Source organism: Pseudomonas sp. TWRC1-2 (assembly GCF_049896685.1).
Lineage (GTDB): Bacteria > Pseudomonadota > Gammaproteobacteria > Pseudomonadales > Pseudomonadaceae > Aquipseudomonas.
In genome coordinates, this window is sequence record NZ_JAFCUU010000002.1 from 440,839 (window position 1) to 457,711 (window position 16,873).

Here is a 16,873-nt window from a genome sequence, read left to right on the forward strand (position 1 = left end):
CCGCTCTCCTGCACAGGAGGCGGGGCTTTTTAATGGCCGGCGATCAGGGTTTCGAGGCCAGCGCTGCCTCCACCGCCTTGATCAGGTCCGGGCTGTCCGGCTTGGTCAAACTGGAAAAGTTGGCAATCACCTTGCCCTGGCGATCCACCACGTACTTATAGAAATTCCACTTCGGCGCGCTGGTCTGCTGCGCCAGAATCTTGAACAGGTGCACCGCATCCGGCCCCTTGACCGTCTGCGGCTCGGTCATCGTGAAGGTCACGCCGTAATTCACGTAGCAAACTTTGGCGGTCTCTTCACCGGTCTTGGCTTCCTGTTTGAAGTCGTCGGACGGCACGCCGATCACTTCCAGCCCCTGGCCCTTGTAGCGCTGATACAAGGCTTCGAGGCCTTTGAATTGCGGCGCGAAACCACAAAAGCTGGCGGTATTGACGATGACCAGGGGTTTGCCGGCAAAGCGCTGGCACAAATCGATGGATTCCTTGGCCCGCAACTTGGGCAATTGCCCCTCCAGCAACGGCGGACAGTTGGCGGCCATGGCCAGACTGCCTACAGCCATCAGGACGGGTACAGCGAGCCAGCGCATCAGCATGTCGAAAGTCCTTGAGTCAGATCAGACACAGAACTTAACAGATCGACATCCCCAGTTGCATCAATGCCAGCCCGCCGTGCTGCCAGCCCCACCAGGCCAGCAGCAACAGAACCAGACCTGCCGAGATCAGCAACCCTCTTGCCGTCAAACTCATGCCGCCTCCATCTGCGCCTGCAAGCGCGCCACCGGCCGCTCGCGCACCGGCCAGTTGAGGGCCGCAGCGAGCAGGCTCAAAAGAATCGCCACCTGCCAGATCAAATCGTAGTTGCCGGTTCGATCATAGACCACCCCGCCCAACCAGCCGCCGAGGAACGAACCGAGCTGGTGGAACAGAAACACAATCCCACCGAGCATCGAGAGGTTTCGCACGCCAAACAGCGTCGCGACAGTGCCGTTGGTCAGCGGCACGGTGGACAGCCACAGAAAGCCCATGGCCATGCCGAACAGGTAGGCCGTCACTTCGGTCACCGGCGCCCACAGGAACAGCACGATCACCACCGCGCGCAACAGGTACAGGCCGGTGAGCAAACGCGGCTTGGACATGCGCCCGCCAAGCCAGCCAGCGGTATAAGTGCCAAACACGTTGAACAGGCCGATCAATGCCAACACAGTAGTACCCACCGTGGCCGGCAGATGCTGGTCCACCAGGTACGCCGGCAAGTGCACGCCGATAAACACCACCTGGAAACCGCAGACAAAAAAACCGAACGCCAGTAGCCAGAAGCCGGAGTGCGAGCAGGCCTCTTTCAGGGCTTCACGCAGGGTTTGCTGGCCGACCATCGCCGGCAGCGGTTTGTCCTTGAGCATTGCCACCAACGGCAGGATCAGCGCCACCATCAGGCCCAACGCCAACAAAGCGGCCGACCAGCCCAGCCAACTGATCAGGCCCAGGGTGCCCGGCACCATCGCAAACTGGCCGAACGATCCTGCGGCGCTGGCAATGCCCATGGCCATGCTGCGTTTTTCCGGCGGCACGGCGCGGCCGACCACACCGAGAATCACCGAGAACGAAGTGCCCGACAGGCCGATCCCAATCAGCAAACCCGCGCTGAGCGACAGCGACCACGCGGAATCCGACATGCCCATCAACACCAGCCCTGCGGCATACAGCACCCCACCGACAAACACCGCCTTGGTCGCGCCAAAGCGGTCGGCCAAGGCGCCGGTAAACGGTTGCGCCAGGCCCCAGATCAGGTTTTGCAGGGCGATGGCGAAGGCAAAGGTTTCACGGCCCCAGCCAAATTCCAGGCTCATCGGCGACAGGAACAGACCAAAGCCGTGCCGCACGCCCAGCGACAACGCGAGGATCAGCGCACTCCCCACAAGAACCCAGCCACTGGTGCGCCACATCAAGGTCATTTCTTATTCTCCGCTCGCGGGTATATACCCGCTTGTAGTCGAACAAACCCGCGCTCAGGCGAGTTCGTCCAGCAAGGCCAACAAGGTTTCGCGCTTTTCGGCGCCCAACTGATCTATCAATTTCTGCTGCGCCGCCTCCCAAGCCGGCAACGCGGCAGCCAGGCGTTCTTCGCCGGCGACGGTCAACACCACCAAGCGGTTGCGCAAGTCATCGCCCTCGACCAACTGCACCAAACCCTCGCCCTCCAATACCCGCAGGTTGCGCCCCAGGGTACTGCGGTCCAGGCCCATGGCTTCGGCCAGGCTGGAAATGCTCGGTTGATCGAGGCGCTGCAGGTTACACAGCAAAGAATACTGGGCAACGTTGATCCCGAAGCCGTCGAGAGCGCCGTCGTAATGCCTGCTGACGCCACGGGCGGCACGTCGCAGGTTGGTGCATAAACATTGGGAGGCAAGCATGGAGCGTGTATATACCCGCGATTATGAAAATGCAAGAAAGTGTTACAGAGCCAGGCCGACCAAAACCGCGACTTCCAGCAACTCCAACAATGCGCCGGCCGTGTCACCCGTGGTGCCACCCAGCCGGTTGACCATCAACTGACGCAGCCCGATAAAGCACAGCGCAGCGAGTAAAACAGCGATCCCGCCACTGAAACCGCCGATCAGCACACAGGCCAGACCGCTGAGGATCAGCACCTGTTGGCCGACGATCCTGGGTAAATGATCCGACAGTGCCTGGCCCAAACCGCCTGCACGCACGTAGCGCGTGGTAAGGAACAGCGCCAGCATCGAAGCGCGCCCGATCAGCGGCGCCAGAATCAGCGCCGCGCCGTTGTGCTGCTCGATCAAGGCCACCAGTGCGGTGAATTTGAGCAACAACACCAGCCCCAGAGTGACCACGGCAATCGGCCCGCTGCGCGGGTCTTTCATGATAGTCAGCGTGCGCTCGCGGTCGCCAAAGCCGCCGAGCCAGGCATCGGCGCTGTCCGCCAGCCCGTCCAGATGCAAGCCGCCACTGAGCAACACCCAGGCTGTCAGCACCAGCGCCGCATGCAGCAATAACGGTGCGCCCACCAGGGCGGTGTTCAGGGCCCACAACAGCAGCCCGAACAGCAACCCTACCACCGGGTAAAACAGCAACGAACGCCCCAATTCCTGAGGCTGCGGCATGCCGGGCAGGCGAATCGGCAGGCTGCTGAGAAATTGCAGGGCGATCCAGAACGCCAGCATCCTCAGACTCCTTCCTTCAGCAGACCGTCGGCCATCACCTGCAGGCTGAACAGCCCACCGTGGCCGACTTCGACATTCAGCAGCTGCTCACGCGGCAAACCGCGCGCCTGCGCCAGCAGCAGCCGCATCACGCCACCGTGGCTGATCAACAGCACGCGCTGTGCGGCATATGCCTGATGCAACCGTGAGACGGCGCCGAGAACGCGTGCAGAAAAGTCGCTGACGCGCTCGCCTTCAGGCGGTGTAAAGCTGTAAGGATCAGCCCAGAACCGGCCCAGTCCTTCGGCATCGGTTTGCATCAGCGCCGCCGCGCTCTGCCCTTCCCAGGCGCCGAAGTGCAGCTCCTGCAGATCCTTTTCCAGGCTCACCGGCACCCCAAGCCGTGCGCCCAGCTCGTGGGCGAACAGCGCGCAGCGTTGCAGTGGCGAACTGACCAACCGGTCCCACGGCCCCTGCTCTGCCACGGCGGCGCGCATCTGCTCCCAGCCTTTGGCGGTGAGCGCGTCGTCCAGGCTGCCGCGCAGGCCGCCGCCCAGCTCGGTTTCGCCGTGGCGCAGCAGGTCCAGGTGCAAGGTCATGCCGGGCGGTCTGCCACGGCGGCTTCGGCAAACGTCGCCATCTGCCCGTGCAGCGCGCACGCCAGGCGCAACAACGGCACCGCCAGCGCCGCACCGCTGCCCTCACCCAGACGCAGGCCCAGTTCCAGCAGTGGTTGCGCGTCGAGGCTGTGCAGCACATGACGATGACCGGGCTCAGCGCCGCGGTGGCCGAACACCAACCACTCACGGCACGCCGGATTCAGGCGTGTAGCCACCAGCGCCGCGACCGTGCAGATAAACCCGTCCACCAGCACCACGATGCCCTCCTGGGCGCAGGCCAGATAAGCCCCCACCAACGCGGCAATTTCGAAACCACCCAGGTTGAACAACGTGTTCAGCGCGTCGTCACGTTGCGCCGCATGCAAGGCCAGCGCGCGTTCAATCACCGCCACTTTGTGGCTCACGCCCTGGGCGTTCAAGCCGGTGCCCGGGCCGGTCAGGTCGCTCACCTGGCAATCGAGCAACGCGCACGCCAAGGCGCTGGCGGCGGTGGTATTGCCGATGCCCATCTCGCCGCCGATAAACAGCTGTGCGCCGTTTTGCAACGCACGGTGCGCACTGTCACGCCCGGCTTGCAGGGCAAGTCGCCCCTTCGCTGCGGTCATCGCCGGGCCGTTGACGAAATTGGCCGTGCCGGCGCCGATATTCAGATGACGCACACCCGGCAGATCCAACGACGGCGTGACGGTGCCGAGGTCGACCACTTCCAGCTGCGCATTCAACTGCCGCGCCAATACGCTGATGGCCGCGCCACCGGTGACAAAGTTGTGCAACATCTGGCCGGTCACTTCCTGTGGAAATGCCGATACGCCTTCTGCAACCACGCCGTGGTCACCGGCGAAGATGGCGATCCACGCCTGATCCACCGCAGGTTTGACCTGGCCTTGCAAGCCGGCCAATTGCACCGCGATGGCTTCGAGCTGACCGAGCGAGCCGGCTGGCTTGGTCAGTTGCTGCTGGCGAGCCAGCGCGTGTTCATGCGCCGAAGTGTTCACGGCCTTGCAGGGGTTGAGCCACCAGGAGTCAGTCATAACGCAGTACCTTTCAAAGTCAGGGGCAGGCCGGCGACGGTCAGGACCACACGCTGACACCGCTCGGCCAAGGCTTGATGCAGCCAACCGGCTTCATCCACATAGCGGCGAGTCAATTCGCCCAGCGGCACGACACCCATTCCGGTTTCGTTGCTGACAAAAATGATTTCACCTGGCAGCGAGGCCAGGGTTTGCAGCAGTTGATCGCGCTCGAACGCCAGGCGTGCGGGGTTCTCCAGCATCAGCAAGTTGGTGAGCCACAGGGTCAGGCAATCCACCAGCAGGCAGCGGTCGGCGGCGGCGCTTTCGCGCAGTACACGCGCCAGCTCGATGGGTTCTTCGATCAGCCCCCAATGATCGGGACGGCGCTGGCGATGCAGTGCGACACGCTCGTTCATCTCGCCGTCCAGCGGCTGACTGGTGGCGATGTAGGTGACATGCAAGCCACACTCACTCGCCAGCTTTTCGGCGAGGCGGCTCTTGCCGGAACGGGCGCCACCGAGGATCAGTTGATACATGGGAAGGCACCTGTGTCGGCCGGCTGATAGGGTGAGGCGGGCACTGCCCCGTGTGGGAGCGGGCTTGCTCGCGAACGCGGCGTGTCAGTCAGCCGATTTGTCACTGAAGCACCCCATTCGCGAGCAAGCCCGCTCCCGCTGCTGAGGTGAGGTGCATCAGTTGAACCGGGGTTGGCTGGCCGGGCGCCACCGCAGGCGGGCCGGCGCCTGCTGGGGGATTGGGTGTACACCGTCAGATCCCGCATAGCTTGCGCAACAGTTCGGTGTCCAGGTGGTGCTCCACCAGGTCCGCCAGGCGCTCAATATCGCGCTCGCGCAGGGCGTGGTAATCCACCTCTTGCACATCCTGCAGCCCGGCCCAGCGCAGTAACGCACTGCACGCCGCCGGGGTCTCAAACACGCCGTGCAGATACGTGCCAAGAATCTGACCGTCTTCACTCAGGGCACCGTCACTGCGGCCGTCATCCAACAGCACGGCGGCGTTCGACAAGGCACTGCCGGCGGTCACGCCCGCATGGATTTCATAACCACTGACTTCGGCATCTTCCAGCAGCAACCGTCCGCGCACATTGCGCAATTGTTTCTCCTGTTCCAGCGTCGTGCTGAACGCCAGCAACCCCAGGGCCTCGCTGGAACCGGCCAACCCTTCCAGGCCGAGCGGGTCATGCACCTGCTCGCCGAGCATCTGCAGGCCGCCGCAAATCCCCAGCACCTTGCCGCCATAGCGCAAGTGCCGCGCAACGGCAGTGTCCCAGCCGTTGGCGCGCAAATAGGCCAGATCGCTGCGCACGCTTTTGGAGCCCGGCAGGATGATCAGGTCGGCAGCCGGAATGGCCTGGCCAGGGCCGATAAACTGTAAATCCACCTGGGGATGCAAACGCAGCGGGTCAAAATCCGTGTGGTTGCTGATGCGCGGCAACACCGGCACCACCACCTTGAGTACTTGGGCGGCCTTGTCGATCTGGCGCTGGTCGATGCCGTCTTCGGCTTCCAGGTGCAGGTCCATCACGTAGGGCAGCACGCCCACCACCGGCTTTCCAGTGTGCGCTTCGAGCCAATCGAGCCCCGGCTGCAACAGCGCGATATCACCGCGAAAGCGATTGATAATGAAGCCTTTGACCCGTGCCTGCTCGGTCGGCGACAGCAATTGGAGGGTGCCGACCAGATGCGCAAACACGCCGCCGCGATTGATATCGGCGATCAGCAGCACCGGGCAATCCACGGCCTCGGCGAAACCCATATTGGCAATGTCATTGGCGCGCAGGTTGATCTCCGCCGGGGAGCCCGCGCCTTCCACCATCACCACCGGGTAGGCCTCGCTCAACCGAGCATGGGAGGCGAGCACCGCCTGCATCGCGATGGCCTTGTAGTCGTGATAGGCCACGGCGTTCATGCTGGTCACGGCACGGCCATGGATAATCACTTGGGAGCCGGTGTCACTGTTGGGCTTGAGCAGCACCGGGTTCATGTCGGTGTGCGGCGCCAGGTTGGCGGCCTGGGCCTGCACGGCCTGGGCGCGGCCGATCTCGCCGCCCTCAGCGGTGACGGCGCTGTTGAGCGCCATGTTCTGCGGTTTGAACGGCACCACGCCGATGCCTTGGCGTACCAGCCAACGGCACAGCGCGGTCACCAGCGTACTTTTACCGGCGTCAGACGTGGTGCCTTGCACCATCAACGTACTCATGCGGCGTCCTTGTAAGCGGCCAGGGCCTCATCGAGTCGCAACCAATCGGCCTCCGTGTCGGGCAGACCGAAGCGCAGGCTGCTGTCGTGGACAAACAGGCGCAGCAGGATGCCGCGTTGGGCCATGAATTCGTGCAGGCGTTCGGCGTGTGGGGTGATCAGCCATTGGAACAACGCGCAGCCGCCCTTAGGCTCAAAGCCGTGGCGCTCAAGCAGCGCAAACAAGCGCTGGCCAGCTTCGATACAGCGATGACGCTGTTCGGCATGCCCGGCCGTATCGCGCAGGCACACCTGGCCAAGCACCCGTGTCGGCCCACTGACTGCCCACGGGCCGAGCTGTTCGGCCAACAACTTGAGCAGCTTGCGTTCCGCCAGCACAAAGCCCAGGCGCACACCGGCCAGGCCGAAGAACTTGCCGAATGAGCGCAACACAATCAGGCCGACTTGATGGGCCTGGCTGGCGAGGCTCAATTGCGGGGTCACGTCCATAAACGCTTCGTCCACCACCAGCCAGCCGCCGCGCTGGGCCAGCCGTGAGTGCCAGTCGAGCAGGCGCTGCGGCGGCAGACTCAGGCCGGTGGGGTTATTTGGATTGACCACCACCAGCACGTCGAGGCCGTCGAGAAAAAAGTCGACTTCCTGCTCCTGCACTTCGCGCACCACGTAACCGGCGCGGCGCCAGGCTTCGGCGTGTTCGGCATAACACGGCGACAACACGCCGACCTTGCCGGAGCGACGCAAACGCGGCAGCAACTGAATCGCCGCCTGGGAACCCGCCACCGGCAACACGTGGGCGGCGCCGTAGTACTCGCTGGCGGCCTTTTCCAGGCCGTCATCGGTTTCCGGCAATCGCGCCCAGGCCCGCAGCGGAATCTCGGGAATCGGCCACGGCCAAGGCGCCAGGCCGCTGGACAGGTCGAGCCAGTCCGCCTCGGCAATCCCGTACTGAATCACTGCCCTGCGCAGCCGGCCACCGTGCTCAAGCATAAAATTGCGCCCCCGCGCACAGGATCAACAGCCATAACCATACGCCGCGCTGCACCAGTTGCCAGCCACGGTCGATGGCGTCGGCATCGGCCGCCGGACCTTCGCCCAACTGCGCACGCTGATGCAGCTCGCCGTGATAAATCGCCGCGCCGCCCAATTCAACACCCAAAGCGCCCGCACCCGCCGCCATCACCGGCCCGGCGTTGGGGCTGTCCCAAGTCGGCGCCTGGGTGCGCCAGCATTTAAGCGCCAGGCGGGTTTTGCCAAGTACCGCGTAGGTCAACGCCACCAGACGCGCTGGAATGTAGTTGAGCACATCGTCGATTTTTGCCGCCGCCCAGCCGAAACGCTCAAAGCGCTCGTTGCGATAACCCCACATGGCATCGAGGGTGTTGCTCAGGCGATAAAGCACCACGCCGGGCACACCGGCCACGACAAACCAGAACAGCGCGGCGAACACCGCATCGCTGCCGTTCTCGAGCACCGATTCAGTCGCGGCGCGCGCGACTTCGGTGCTGTCCAGTTCGCTGGTCTGACGGCTGACGAGGTAGCTCACGCGTTTACGCGCTTCATCCAGGTCACCGCTGCGCAACGCCTGGGCGACGGGAATCACGTGCTCGCCAAGGCTGCGCATGCCCAGCGCCATGTACAGCGCCAGAATCTCCAGCACCCAGCCGATATACGGCGCCCACGACAACAGGGTGGCCAACAACGTCAGCGGCACCACCGCGATAAACCATGCGGTCACGCCGTGGCTGCGCCACCCGCGGCCGCCGCTGTTGAAACGTTTTTCGATGCGCCCGGCAAAGTTGCCGAACGCCACCAGCGGATGCCAGCGCCTGGGCTCGCCCAGCAGCGCATCCAGCGCCACCGCAGCGACACACAGCAAGGCCACACTCATTGACTCACTCCCCACACATTCTCATACACCATGTCACTCAGCGGCCGTGGTTCGGTCCAGCCTTCGAGTTGCAACATCGGTGCCGGGTAGAACTCGGCCACCGGGCCCAGGCACAACACGGCCAGGGGCTTTGCACCCGCCGGCAACCCCAGCAGGTCGGCCAGGGCCTGGGGTTCGAACAACGAAACCCAGCCCATCCCAAGGCCTTCGACGCGGGCGGCCAGCCACAGGTTCTGGATTGCACAGGATAACGAGGCCATGTCCATTTCCGGCAAGGTGCGCCGGCCAAAGATGTGGCGCTCGCGATCATCCATCAGCGCAGCCACCAGCACTTCGGCGCAGTCGTGGATGCCTTCGACCTTGAGCTTCATGAATTCGTCGGAGCGCTGGCCCAGGGCCTCGGCGGTGCGCACGCGCTCTTCTTCCACCAGTTGCTGGATTTGGCCGCGCAGGGCGCGGTCGCTGATGCGGATGAATCGCCACGGTTGCATCAAGCCGACGCTGGGCGCCTGGTGTGCGGCCTGGAGCAGGCGTTGCAGCAACTCGGGGGCCACGCTGCCGCCGGTGAAGTGGCGCATATCACGGCGTTCGGCGATGGCGCGGTAGACGGCCTGGCGTTCGGCTTCGGGGAAGGCGTTGTCAGTCATGGCCCTATCGCGGGCAAGCCCGCTCCCACATTGGATTGAGTTTCAACTTGGTCAGTTGTGGGAGCGGGCTTGCCCGCGATAGCGGTCTCAGGGCCAGGCGCAAACAATGCAGCCACCGCCGCCGGGTTGGAGGGGAAGTAAAAGTGCACGTAGGAAGCCGTCATCCGCCCCTGCCGGTAAACCGCCTCGGCACCACGCCCGCCGTTAGGGCTCAAGCCTCGCGCGATCGGCTGCCACTCGGTGCTGGTCAGCGAATGGTGATAGGTATGGCCGCGCAGCACGCCTTCCGGCAACTCGACACTTTGCAAAGCCAGCGCCGCCAGCTTCTTTTGCATCACCGCGTCGCCCTGCAGCAGGCCAACCAATTCGGCACGGTTGCCGTCGACATCGGTCAGCGAGTCCAGCAGGTAGAGCATGCCGCCGCACTCGGCGAGCAAGGGTTTGCCCGCCGCGTGATGCGCGCGAATCGCGTTAAGCATCGGGGTGTTTTCCGACAGCGCCTGGTGGTGCAATTCCGGGTAACCGCCGGGCAGATAGAGGCTGTCGGCCTCAGGCAATTGGCTATCGTGAATCGGCGAAAAGAAGCGCAACTCGGCGCCCATCGCACGCAGCAGGTCAAGGCTTGCGCCGTAGGTAAACGCAAAGGCTTCGTCGCGGGCCACGGCGATGCGCACGCCCGCCAGCAGCGGCTCGGCCTCGATCACTTCGGGCGCGGCAAACGTCACCGGTGGCGGCACGGCGACTTCGCAGCTGCTGCCCAGGGCTTGGGCGGCGGCGTCCAGGCGCATATCGAGGTCATTCAATTCGCTGGCTTGCACCAGGCCCAGGTGGCGGCTGGGCAACTCGATGCCGGTTTCACGCGACAACGCGCCGTACCAGCGCAGGCCTTCAGTGAGGCTGCCTTCAAGCAATTGTGCATGGCGCAGGGTGCCAACGCGGTTGGCCAGCACGCCGGCGAACGGCAGGTCTGGCTGATAACGCGCCAGGCCCAAGGCCAGCGCGCCGAAGGTCTGGGCCATGGCGGTGCCGTCGATCACGCCCAGCACCGGCACACCAAAGTGCCGCGCCAGGTCGGCGCTGGAGGGCGTGCCGTCGAACAGGCCCATCACGCCTTCGATCAGGATCAGGTCAGCCTCGCCCGCCGCTTCCCACAGCAAACGGCGACTTTCCTGCTCGCCGACCATCCACATGTCCAACTGGTAAACCGGCGCACCGCTGGCGCGCTCGTGAATCATCGGGTCGAGAAAGTCCGGCCCACACTTGAACACGCGCACCTTGCGCCCCAGGTTGCGGTGCAAACGGGCGAGCGCGGCGGTGACGGTGGTTTTGCCCTGGCCGGATGCCGGTGCGGCGATCAGTACGGCCGGGCAATGACGGGGCTGATTCAAAGTTCGACGCCCTTCTGTGCCTTGATACCGGCCTGGAACGCGTGCTTGAGCATGCCCATTTCGGTGACGGTGTCGCCCATTTCGATCAACTCAGGCTTGGCGCCACGGCCAGTGACCACCACGTGCTGCATCGGCGGGCGGGCTTGCAGGTCGCTGAGTACCTGGTCGAGGTCGAGGTAGCCGTGCTTGAGGGCGATGTTCAGTTCATCCAGCACCACAAGGCCGATGGAAGGGTCTTGCAGCATTGCGCGGGACACCGCCCAGGCGGCTTCGGCGGCGGCGATGTCGCGCTGACGGTCCTGGGTTTCCCAGGTAAAGCCTTCGCCCATCACGTGAAAGCGCACTTGCTCGGGGAAGCGGCGGAAGAACAGCTCCTCGCCGGTGCTGTTGCGCCCCTTGATGAATTGCACCACGCCGCACTGCATGCCGTGGCCCATGGCGCGGGCAAGCATGCCAAAGGCCGAGCTGCTTTTGCCTTTGCCGTTGCCGGTCAACACCAGCAGCAAGCCGCATTCGTTCGGCGAGTTGGCGATGCGCTCGTCGATCACGGCTTTTTTGCGCAGCATGCGCGCCAGGTGGCGTTCGTCGCGGTCGGGGGAATCGGTCATGGCAGCTCTCCGTTGGGGCTGGACAAAAAACGGCGGGCAGGAAAATAGACAAACAGACAGCCAAGCATCGCCCACCGTGATGCTGTTGGATGATCCAGGCCGGTCTCCGGACTCATGAGTGGCGCTTGCTCAGCGAGCGAGCAGGCCAACGGCGCGCCTTCCCATATCACGCGGATACAGTGGCAAAAGGCACCGTTTTGACTCATTTACCGTTGCGGGGGCAGCGCCGGAATCGCGGCAGCACTGTGTACAAGTGCGCTCACTCACCGGCTTCCCTGTTTCACTCTGTCGACCCACAGGTCACAGAGCACCTGGAACAAGCCGCGAAGGTTAGTGGGTTGGGGGTGGAGCGTCAATTAAAGCCGGCCTTGCACTTGAACGATCGGACCGGCAAACGCCTCTACCCTTACAGGTATCAAGGAGAAAACCATGCATAAAACCAGACTTGCCTTACTGATCATGCTCGCAGGCACCCTCGCCGCCTGCGGTGAAAGCTCTACCCTGCAGGTGTCCGACGGCACCGGGCCTTCGCCCAAGCTGCCGGAGCCGAACAAAACCCTGATCCCCACCGTAAACATTGCCCCGGCGATTGGCTGGCCAGACGGCGCGAAGCCGACAGCCGCCGCCGGCACTCAGGTCGCGGCGTTTGCAGAAGGCCTGGATCACCCGCGCTGGTTGTATGTATTGCCCAACGGCGACGTGCTGGTGGCAGAAACCAACGCGCCGCCCAAGCCGGATGACGCCAAGGGCATTCGCGGCTGGGTGATGGAGAAGGTCATGGGGCGCGCCGGTGCGGCCGTGCCGAGCCCGAACCGCATCACCCTGCTGCGCGATGCCGATCACGATGGCGTGGCCGAGACCCGCACCGTGTTCCTGGAGAACCTCAACTCGCCGTTCGGCATGACCCTGGTCGGCAACGACCTGTACGTGGCGGACTCGGACAAACTGCTGCGCTTCCCCTATCAACCGGGCGAAACCGCGATCAAGGCTGCCGGCACCACGGTGGTTGACCTGCCGGGCGGCAGCATCAACCACCACTGGACGAAAAACGTGGTGGCCAGCAAGGACGGCAGCAAGCTGTACGTGAGTGTTGGCTCCAACAGCAACGTCGGCGAAAACGGCCTGGCAGCCGAAGAAGGCCGCGCGGCGATCTGGGAAGTCGACCGTGCCACAGGTCAGCACCGTATTTTCGCCTCCGGCCTGCGCAACCCCAACGGCATGGCCTGGGAACCGCAGAGCGGCAAGCTGTGGACGGCGGTGAATGAGCGCGACGAGATCGGCAGCGACCTGGTGCCGGACTACATCACGTCGGTCAAGGATGGCGCGTTTTATGGCTGGCCATTCAGCTACTACGGGCAACACGTGGATGTGCGCGTCACACCGCAGAACCTGGACCTGGTCGCCAAGGCCATCGCTCCGGACTATGCCGTGGGGCCGCACACCGCATCATTGGGCCTGACCTTCGCCGAAGGCAGCAAACTGCCGGCGCAGTTCAGCAACGGCGCGTTTATCGGCCAGCACGGTTCGTGGAACCGCAAACCGCACAGTGGCTACAAGGTGATCTTCGTGCCGTTCGAAGGCGGCCAACCCAAAGGCCAGCCGGTGGATGTGCTGACCGGCTTTCTCAACAGCGATGAGAAAGCCATGGGTCGACCGGTCGGCGTGGTGATTGATCAGCAGGGAGATTTGCTGGTGGCCGATGACGTGGGGAATAAGGTGTGGCGGGTCTCGGCAGTCAAATAGCCGATCCCGGGTACAGCCTAAAACCAATGTGGGAGCGGGTTGCCCGCTCCCACATTGGGATCTGCACTCGCCTTACGGGTTACGCGCCAGACTCGCCGGCAACACGCGCTTGGCGCTCAGGTAGGCATTTTGCCAATAGGCTTTGGACAGCGTATCCAGCTTCACCGTGCCGCCGGTCTGCGGTGCATGCACAAATCGCCCTTCGCCCACGTAGATGCCCGCGTGGCTCACCTTTGAGCCGCCGCCAGTGGCGAAGAAGATCAGGTCGCCGGTCTGCAGGTTATTTTCGCTCACGTCCTGGGCACGCATCACGATCAATTCACGGGTGGTGCGCGGCAGGCTGATGCCCGCGGCGTCACGGTAGACAAACCCGATCAGGCCGCTGCAATCAAACCCGGAGTCCGGCGTGTTGCCGCCCCAGCGATAAGGCGTGCCGACCAGGCCCAGCGCACGAAAGAGCACGTCTTCGGCTGCCGGCGAGAAATTCTGCGTGGAGTAATTGAACACCGGCTTGGGCTTGACCGCTACGGGAGCGGGCGGCGGTGGACGGCTTGCGCAGGCGCTGAGGAGCGCGGCGCAAACAAGAAGAATGAGGCGGGCTGAGGTCGACATGGGCAGAACAATCCTGGTCTGGATGCGGCTTTTCGCTGCCGAACGCTGAAAACCAGAACGCGCAAGCAAAGCTCGCGCGAACGGATTACAACAATATCCAGGGATTCTAGCGCTTACACGTCAAACTTCAAGTATCACTTTAACTTTACTTACTAGCGGTAACCGTCGTCGGGGCCATGGCGAGTGCGCGCTTGGCTTCGATGAAGGTTTTGCTCCAGTAGCTGTCACCCAGGTTGTCGACGCGCACACCACCACTGCGACGGCTGCTGGAGTGAATAAACTGGTTATCGCCCAAGTAGATACCGGCGTGACTCACACGACCACGGCCCGCCGTACTAAAGAAAAGCAGATCGCCGGGCTTGAGGTTATTGCGTGCGACCAACGGTGCATCCACGTTGATCATTTCGCGGGTCGAGCGAGGCAGGTTCATGCCGGCTTCTTCACGAAACAGGTAGCCGATGAAGCCACTGCAGTCGAAACCGGCCTCAGAGGTACCGCCGAAACGGTAACGGGTACCGATCAGGGACATGCCGCGTTCAAGAATGCTGTCGGCCAGAACTGGAAGCTGGTAAGGCTTGCTGCCGGCGAAGTCGGCGAGTTCTTTTTCAGTTGCAACTTCTTCCTCGTAAACAGTGGAAGACTGCGTTGCAACGAATTTTGCCTGGGACTGTTGTGCTGGTTTTTGCTGCTCAGCCACGTTTTGAGTGTGGGTGGCGCAACCAAACAACAGGGTAACGAGTGCGAGAGGCACGAGGGGTGCAAAGCGATTTAGCATGGGCACGACCGTGGCTGGTATGTAAAGAAGTCGAGACTATGCCCACTATCACATCGATTTGCAAATTCAATCGTGATCTATGTGACTTCTTGTTTGAACGATGACATCTAACCGCTTAACACCCATTACACGCCTTTTGCGTGGCCAAAGCGGCCCAAACGCAGGTTTTCTGGCGCCTGAAATTTGCCGAAAGCCGCGCACTACAAGGGCTGGCTACCAGCCGAGGGTTTCCTTGAGGAAGGGTATGGTCAGCTTGCGCTGGGCCTGCAACGAGGCCTGATCGAGCTGTTCGAGCAAATCGAACAATGCACTCATGCTGCGGGTGCCACGGGTGAGAATAAAATGCCCGACTTCGTCGGTAAGGTGCAGGCCGCGACGGGATGCACGCAATTGCAGGGCACGCAATTTGTCCTCGTCGGACAATGGGCGCATCTGGAAAATCAGCGCCAGGGTCAGGCGCGACTTGAGGTCAGCCAGCTTCACCGGCAATTCACGCGGCGAGGTAGACGCGGCGATCAACAGGCGCCGGCCGCTGTCACGCAGCCGATTGAACAGGTGGAACAGCGCCTCTTCCCAATCCGCCTTGCCGGCAATCGCCTGCAGATCATCCAGGCACACCAGTTCGTATTGCTCCAGGTGGTCGAAGATGCCGACACCACGGTCCATCAACTCCGCCAACGGCAGGTAAACCGCCGGTTCGCCCATTTGCTCGAAGCGCAGGCACGCCGCCTGCAACAGGTGGGTACGCCCCACGCCGTGCTTGCCCCACAGATAGATCAGGCTTTCAGTCCACCCGGCGTCGGCTTCGCAAAGCCGCTCGACATAGCCGAGTGCAGCGGCATTGGCGCCTGGGTAGTAATTGATAAAGGTGGCGTCGTCACGCAGACGCACACCCAAGGGCAGCTGAATCGGTTTCATGCTGACTGAACGGCTCCAAACGAACCGTTAGTGGCCTCTGTGTAAAGTTTGCAAAGTTTATACCCGTGACGCCGGGCGCACAATGCAGCAGACCACAAGCAAAATCAAAGGTTTGCGTTAACTTGGGCGATTTGCGCAAATTGTTTGACGCCCTGCCCGTAGAAACAACAAACCCGGCCTGGGCCGGGTTTGTGACGAAGCGGTTACAGGTCGGGGTCTTCAACCCCGGTGTACACATCCGAATCCTTGTACAGATCATGCACATGGCGCACCAGCACCATGATCACCGCCGCTACCGGCAGCGCCAGCAGGATGCCCGTAAAGCCAAACAGCTCACCGCCTGCCAGGATCGCAAAGATCACCGCCACCGGGTGCAGGCCGATCCGGTCGCCCACCAGCAAGGGCGTCAACACCATCCCTTCAAGGGCCTGGCCGACCATAAACACCGCAACAATCCCGAGCATCGGGTACAGGTCGCCGCCAAACTGGAACAACCCCGCCACCAGCGCCGCGCCAATCCCGATCACAAAGCCCATGTACGGCACGATGGCAGCCAGACCGGCAATCAAGCCGATCAACAGGCCCAGCTCCAAGCCGATCGCCATCAACCCCGCGGCGTAGATGATCCCCAGCGCGAGCATCACCAGCAACTGGCCCCGCACAAACGCGCCCAGCACCTCATGGCACTCTTCCGCCAGGGAGACGATGCGCTCCTCGTTGTTGCGCGGCAGCAGGCCGCGGATCTTGGCCATCATGATGTCCCAGTCACGCAGCAGGTAAAACGCCACCACCGGGATCAGCACCAGGTTGGTCAACCAACCGATCAACGCCAAACTGGACGCCGTGGCCTGACTGAGCACGACACCGACAATATCGGTGGTCTGCCCCATGTGCTCACTGATCGCCGCCTTGACCTTGTCGAACTTCCAGAAACCGTCCGCCAGCCCCAGCTTGGCCTGCGCCCACGGCATTGCCGTGTGCTGCAGCCAGTCAAGCATCTGCGGCGCCAGTTCATACAGGCGAAACAGCTGCTTGGCCAGCATCGGCACCAGCACCAATACCAGCGCGGTGATGATCAACGTGAACAAGGCAAACACCGCTACCACACCCAAGGTGCGCGACAGGCCGGCCTTCTCCAGACGATCCACCACGGGATCGAACAGATAAGCCAGCAGCAGCGCGACCAGGAACGGCGTCAGGATCGAATGCAGCAAGAACACAAAAACGCACAGCAGGACAATCCCGCCAAGCCACACCCAACGACGCGTATCCGCCATAAACC

Annotated in this window: 18 protein-coding genes and 1 riboswitch; of the genes, 1 reads left to right on the top strand and 17 read right to left on the bottom strand. The window is 62.9% G+C overall.

All coding sequences use genetic code 11. The annotated features are described in order from the left end of the window. Positions 1 to 43: 43 nt before the first annotated feature. The 13 genes from ACP7B3_RS06445 to cobO form a co-directional block, all read right to left on the bottom strand. On the bottom strand, positions 44 to 592 hold the full coding sequence (locus tag ACP7B3_RS06445) for a glutathione peroxidase (protein ID WP_145158931.1): 549 nt from the start codon (positions 590 to 592) through the stop codon (positions 44 to 46). Between the two features lie 150 nt (positions 593 to 742). Then, the gene (locus ACP7B3_RS06450; protein WP_426178446.1) at positions 743 to 1,951 is read right to left on the bottom strand and encodes an MFS transporter; all 1,209 of its coding nucleotides are present in this window, start codon (positions 1,949 to 1,951) and stop codon (positions 743 to 745) included. Between the two features lie 54 nt (positions 1,952 to 2,005). Further along, complete coding sequence (locus tag ACP7B3_RS06455; protein ID WP_106576421.1) at positions 2,006 to 2,410, bottom strand: MarR family winged helix-turn-helix transcriptional regulator; 405 nt, start codon at positions 2,408 to 2,410, stop codon at positions 2,006 to 2,008. Between the two features lie 42 nt (positions 2,411 to 2,452). After that, the gene (locus ACP7B3_RS06460) at positions 2,453 to 3,181 is read right to left on the bottom strand and encodes an adenosylcobinamide-GDP ribazoletransferase (protein ID WP_426178447.1); all 729 of its coding nucleotides are present in this window, start codon (positions 3,179 to 3,181) and stop codon (positions 2,453 to 2,455) included. A gap of 2 nt (positions 3,182 to 3,183) precedes the next feature. Next, entirely contained in the window at positions 3,184 to 3,759 is a 576-nt protein-coding gene (cobC, locus tag ACP7B3_RS06465; RefSeq protein ID WP_369301270.1) for an alpha-ribazole phosphatase family protein, read from the bottom strand. Next, complete coding sequence (cobT, locus tag ACP7B3_RS06470) at positions 3,756 to 4,811, bottom strand: nicotinate-nucleotide--dimethylbenzimidazole phosphoribosyltransferase (RefSeq protein ID WP_426178448.1); 1,056 nt, start codon at positions 4,809 to 4,811, stop codon at positions 3,756 to 3,758. The genes cobC and cobT overlap by 4 nt, the downstream gene beginning before the upstream one ends. Then, positions 4,808 to 5,329 carry a bifunctional adenosylcobinamide kinase/adenosylcobinamide-phosphate guanylyltransferase gene (gene cobU / locus ACP7B3_RS06475; RefSeq protein WP_369301272.1) on the bottom strand — a complete coding sequence of 174 codons (522 nt, stop codon included), beginning with the start codon at positions 5,327 to 5,329 and terminating at the stop codon, positions 4,808 to 4,810. The genes cobT and cobU overlap by 4 nt, the downstream gene beginning before the upstream one ends. A 232-nt stretch (positions 5,330 to 5,561) precedes the next feature. Then, entirely contained in the window at positions 5,562 to 7,013 is a 1,452-nt protein-coding gene (locus ACP7B3_RS06480; RefSeq protein WP_426178449.1) for a cobyric acid synthase, read from the bottom strand. After that, positions 7,010 to 7,999, bottom strand: coding sequence for a threonine-phosphate decarboxylase CobD (gene cobD, locus ACP7B3_RS06485; RefSeq protein ID WP_145158945.1), 990 nt, complete (start codon positions 7,997 to 7,999; stop codon positions 7,010 to 7,012). The genes ACP7B3_RS06480 and cobD overlap by 4 nt, the downstream gene beginning before the upstream one ends. Further along, positions 7,992 to 8,900, bottom strand: coding sequence for an adenosylcobinamide-phosphate synthase CbiB (cbiB, locus tag ACP7B3_RS06490; protein WP_426178450.1), 909 nt, complete (start codon positions 8,898 to 8,900; stop codon positions 7,992 to 7,994). The genes cobD and cbiB overlap by 8 nt, the downstream gene beginning before the upstream one ends. Continuing rightward, positions 8,897 to 9,547, bottom strand: a complete 651-nt coding sequence (bluB, locus tag ACP7B3_RS06495; RefSeq protein WP_145158949.1) for a 5,6-dimethylbenzimidazole synthase — start codon at positions 9,545 to 9,547, stop codon at positions 8,897 to 8,899. Before bluB ends, cbiB begins: the two co-directional genes overlap by 4 nt. After that, entirely contained in the window at positions 9,544 to 10,935 is a 1,392-nt protein-coding gene (locus tag ACP7B3_RS06500) for a cobyrinate a,c-diamide synthase (protein WP_404484089.1), read from the bottom strand. The genes bluB and ACP7B3_RS06500 overlap by 4 nt, the downstream gene beginning before the upstream one ends. Then, positions 10,932 to 11,543: a cob(I)yrinic acid a,c-diamide adenosyltransferase gene (gene cobO, locus ACP7B3_RS06505; protein ID WP_060756089.1), complete on the bottom strand. Its 612-nt coding sequence runs from the start codon at positions 11,541 to 11,543 to the stop codon at positions 10,932 to 10,934. Before cobO ends, ACP7B3_RS06500 begins: the two co-directional genes overlap by 4 nt. Positions 11,544 to 11,623: 80 nt before the next feature. After that, a riboswitch (cobalamin riboswitch) is annotated at positions 11,624 to 11,873 on the bottom strand. 99 nt (positions 11,874 to 11,972) lie between these two features. On the opposite strand from cobO, the gene ACP7B3_RS06510 reads away from it, so the two are divergent. After that, positions 11,973 to 13,286, top strand: a complete 1,314-nt coding sequence (locus ACP7B3_RS06510; protein ID WP_426178451.1) for a PQQ-dependent sugar dehydrogenase — start codon at positions 11,973 to 11,975, stop codon at positions 13,284 to 13,286. 72 nt (positions 13,287 to 13,358) lie between these two features. Here ACP7B3_RS06510 and ACP7B3_RS06515 read toward each other — a convergent pair whose 3' ends face one another. The 4 genes from ACP7B3_RS06515 to ACP7B3_RS06530 all read right to left on the bottom strand — a co-directional run bounded on the left by ACP7B3_RS06515 (position 13,359) and on the right by ACP7B3_RS06530 (position 16,868). Then, entirely contained in the window at positions 13,359 to 13,898 is a 540-nt protein-coding gene (locus tag ACP7B3_RS06515; protein WP_145158957.1) for a C40 family peptidase, read from the bottom strand. A 145-nt stretch (positions 13,899 to 14,043) separates the two neighbouring features. Beyond that, positions 14,044 to 14,673, bottom strand: coding sequence for a C40 family peptidase (locus ACP7B3_RS06520; protein ID WP_106576408.1), 630 nt, complete (start codon positions 14,671 to 14,673; stop codon positions 14,044 to 14,046). 213 nt (positions 14,674 to 14,886) lie between these two features. Beyond that, complete coding sequence (gene hda / locus ACP7B3_RS06525; RefSeq protein ID WP_034099591.1) at positions 14,887 to 15,591, bottom strand: DnaA regulatory inactivator Hda; 705 nt, start codon at positions 15,589 to 15,591, stop codon at positions 14,887 to 14,889. 203 nt (positions 15,592 to 15,794) lie between these two features. Continuing rightward, entirely contained in the window at positions 15,795 to 16,868 is a 1,074-nt protein-coding gene (locus ACP7B3_RS06530; protein ID WP_242195687.1) for an AI-2E family transporter, read from the bottom strand. Positions 16,869 to 16,873 lie beyond the last annotated feature (5 nt).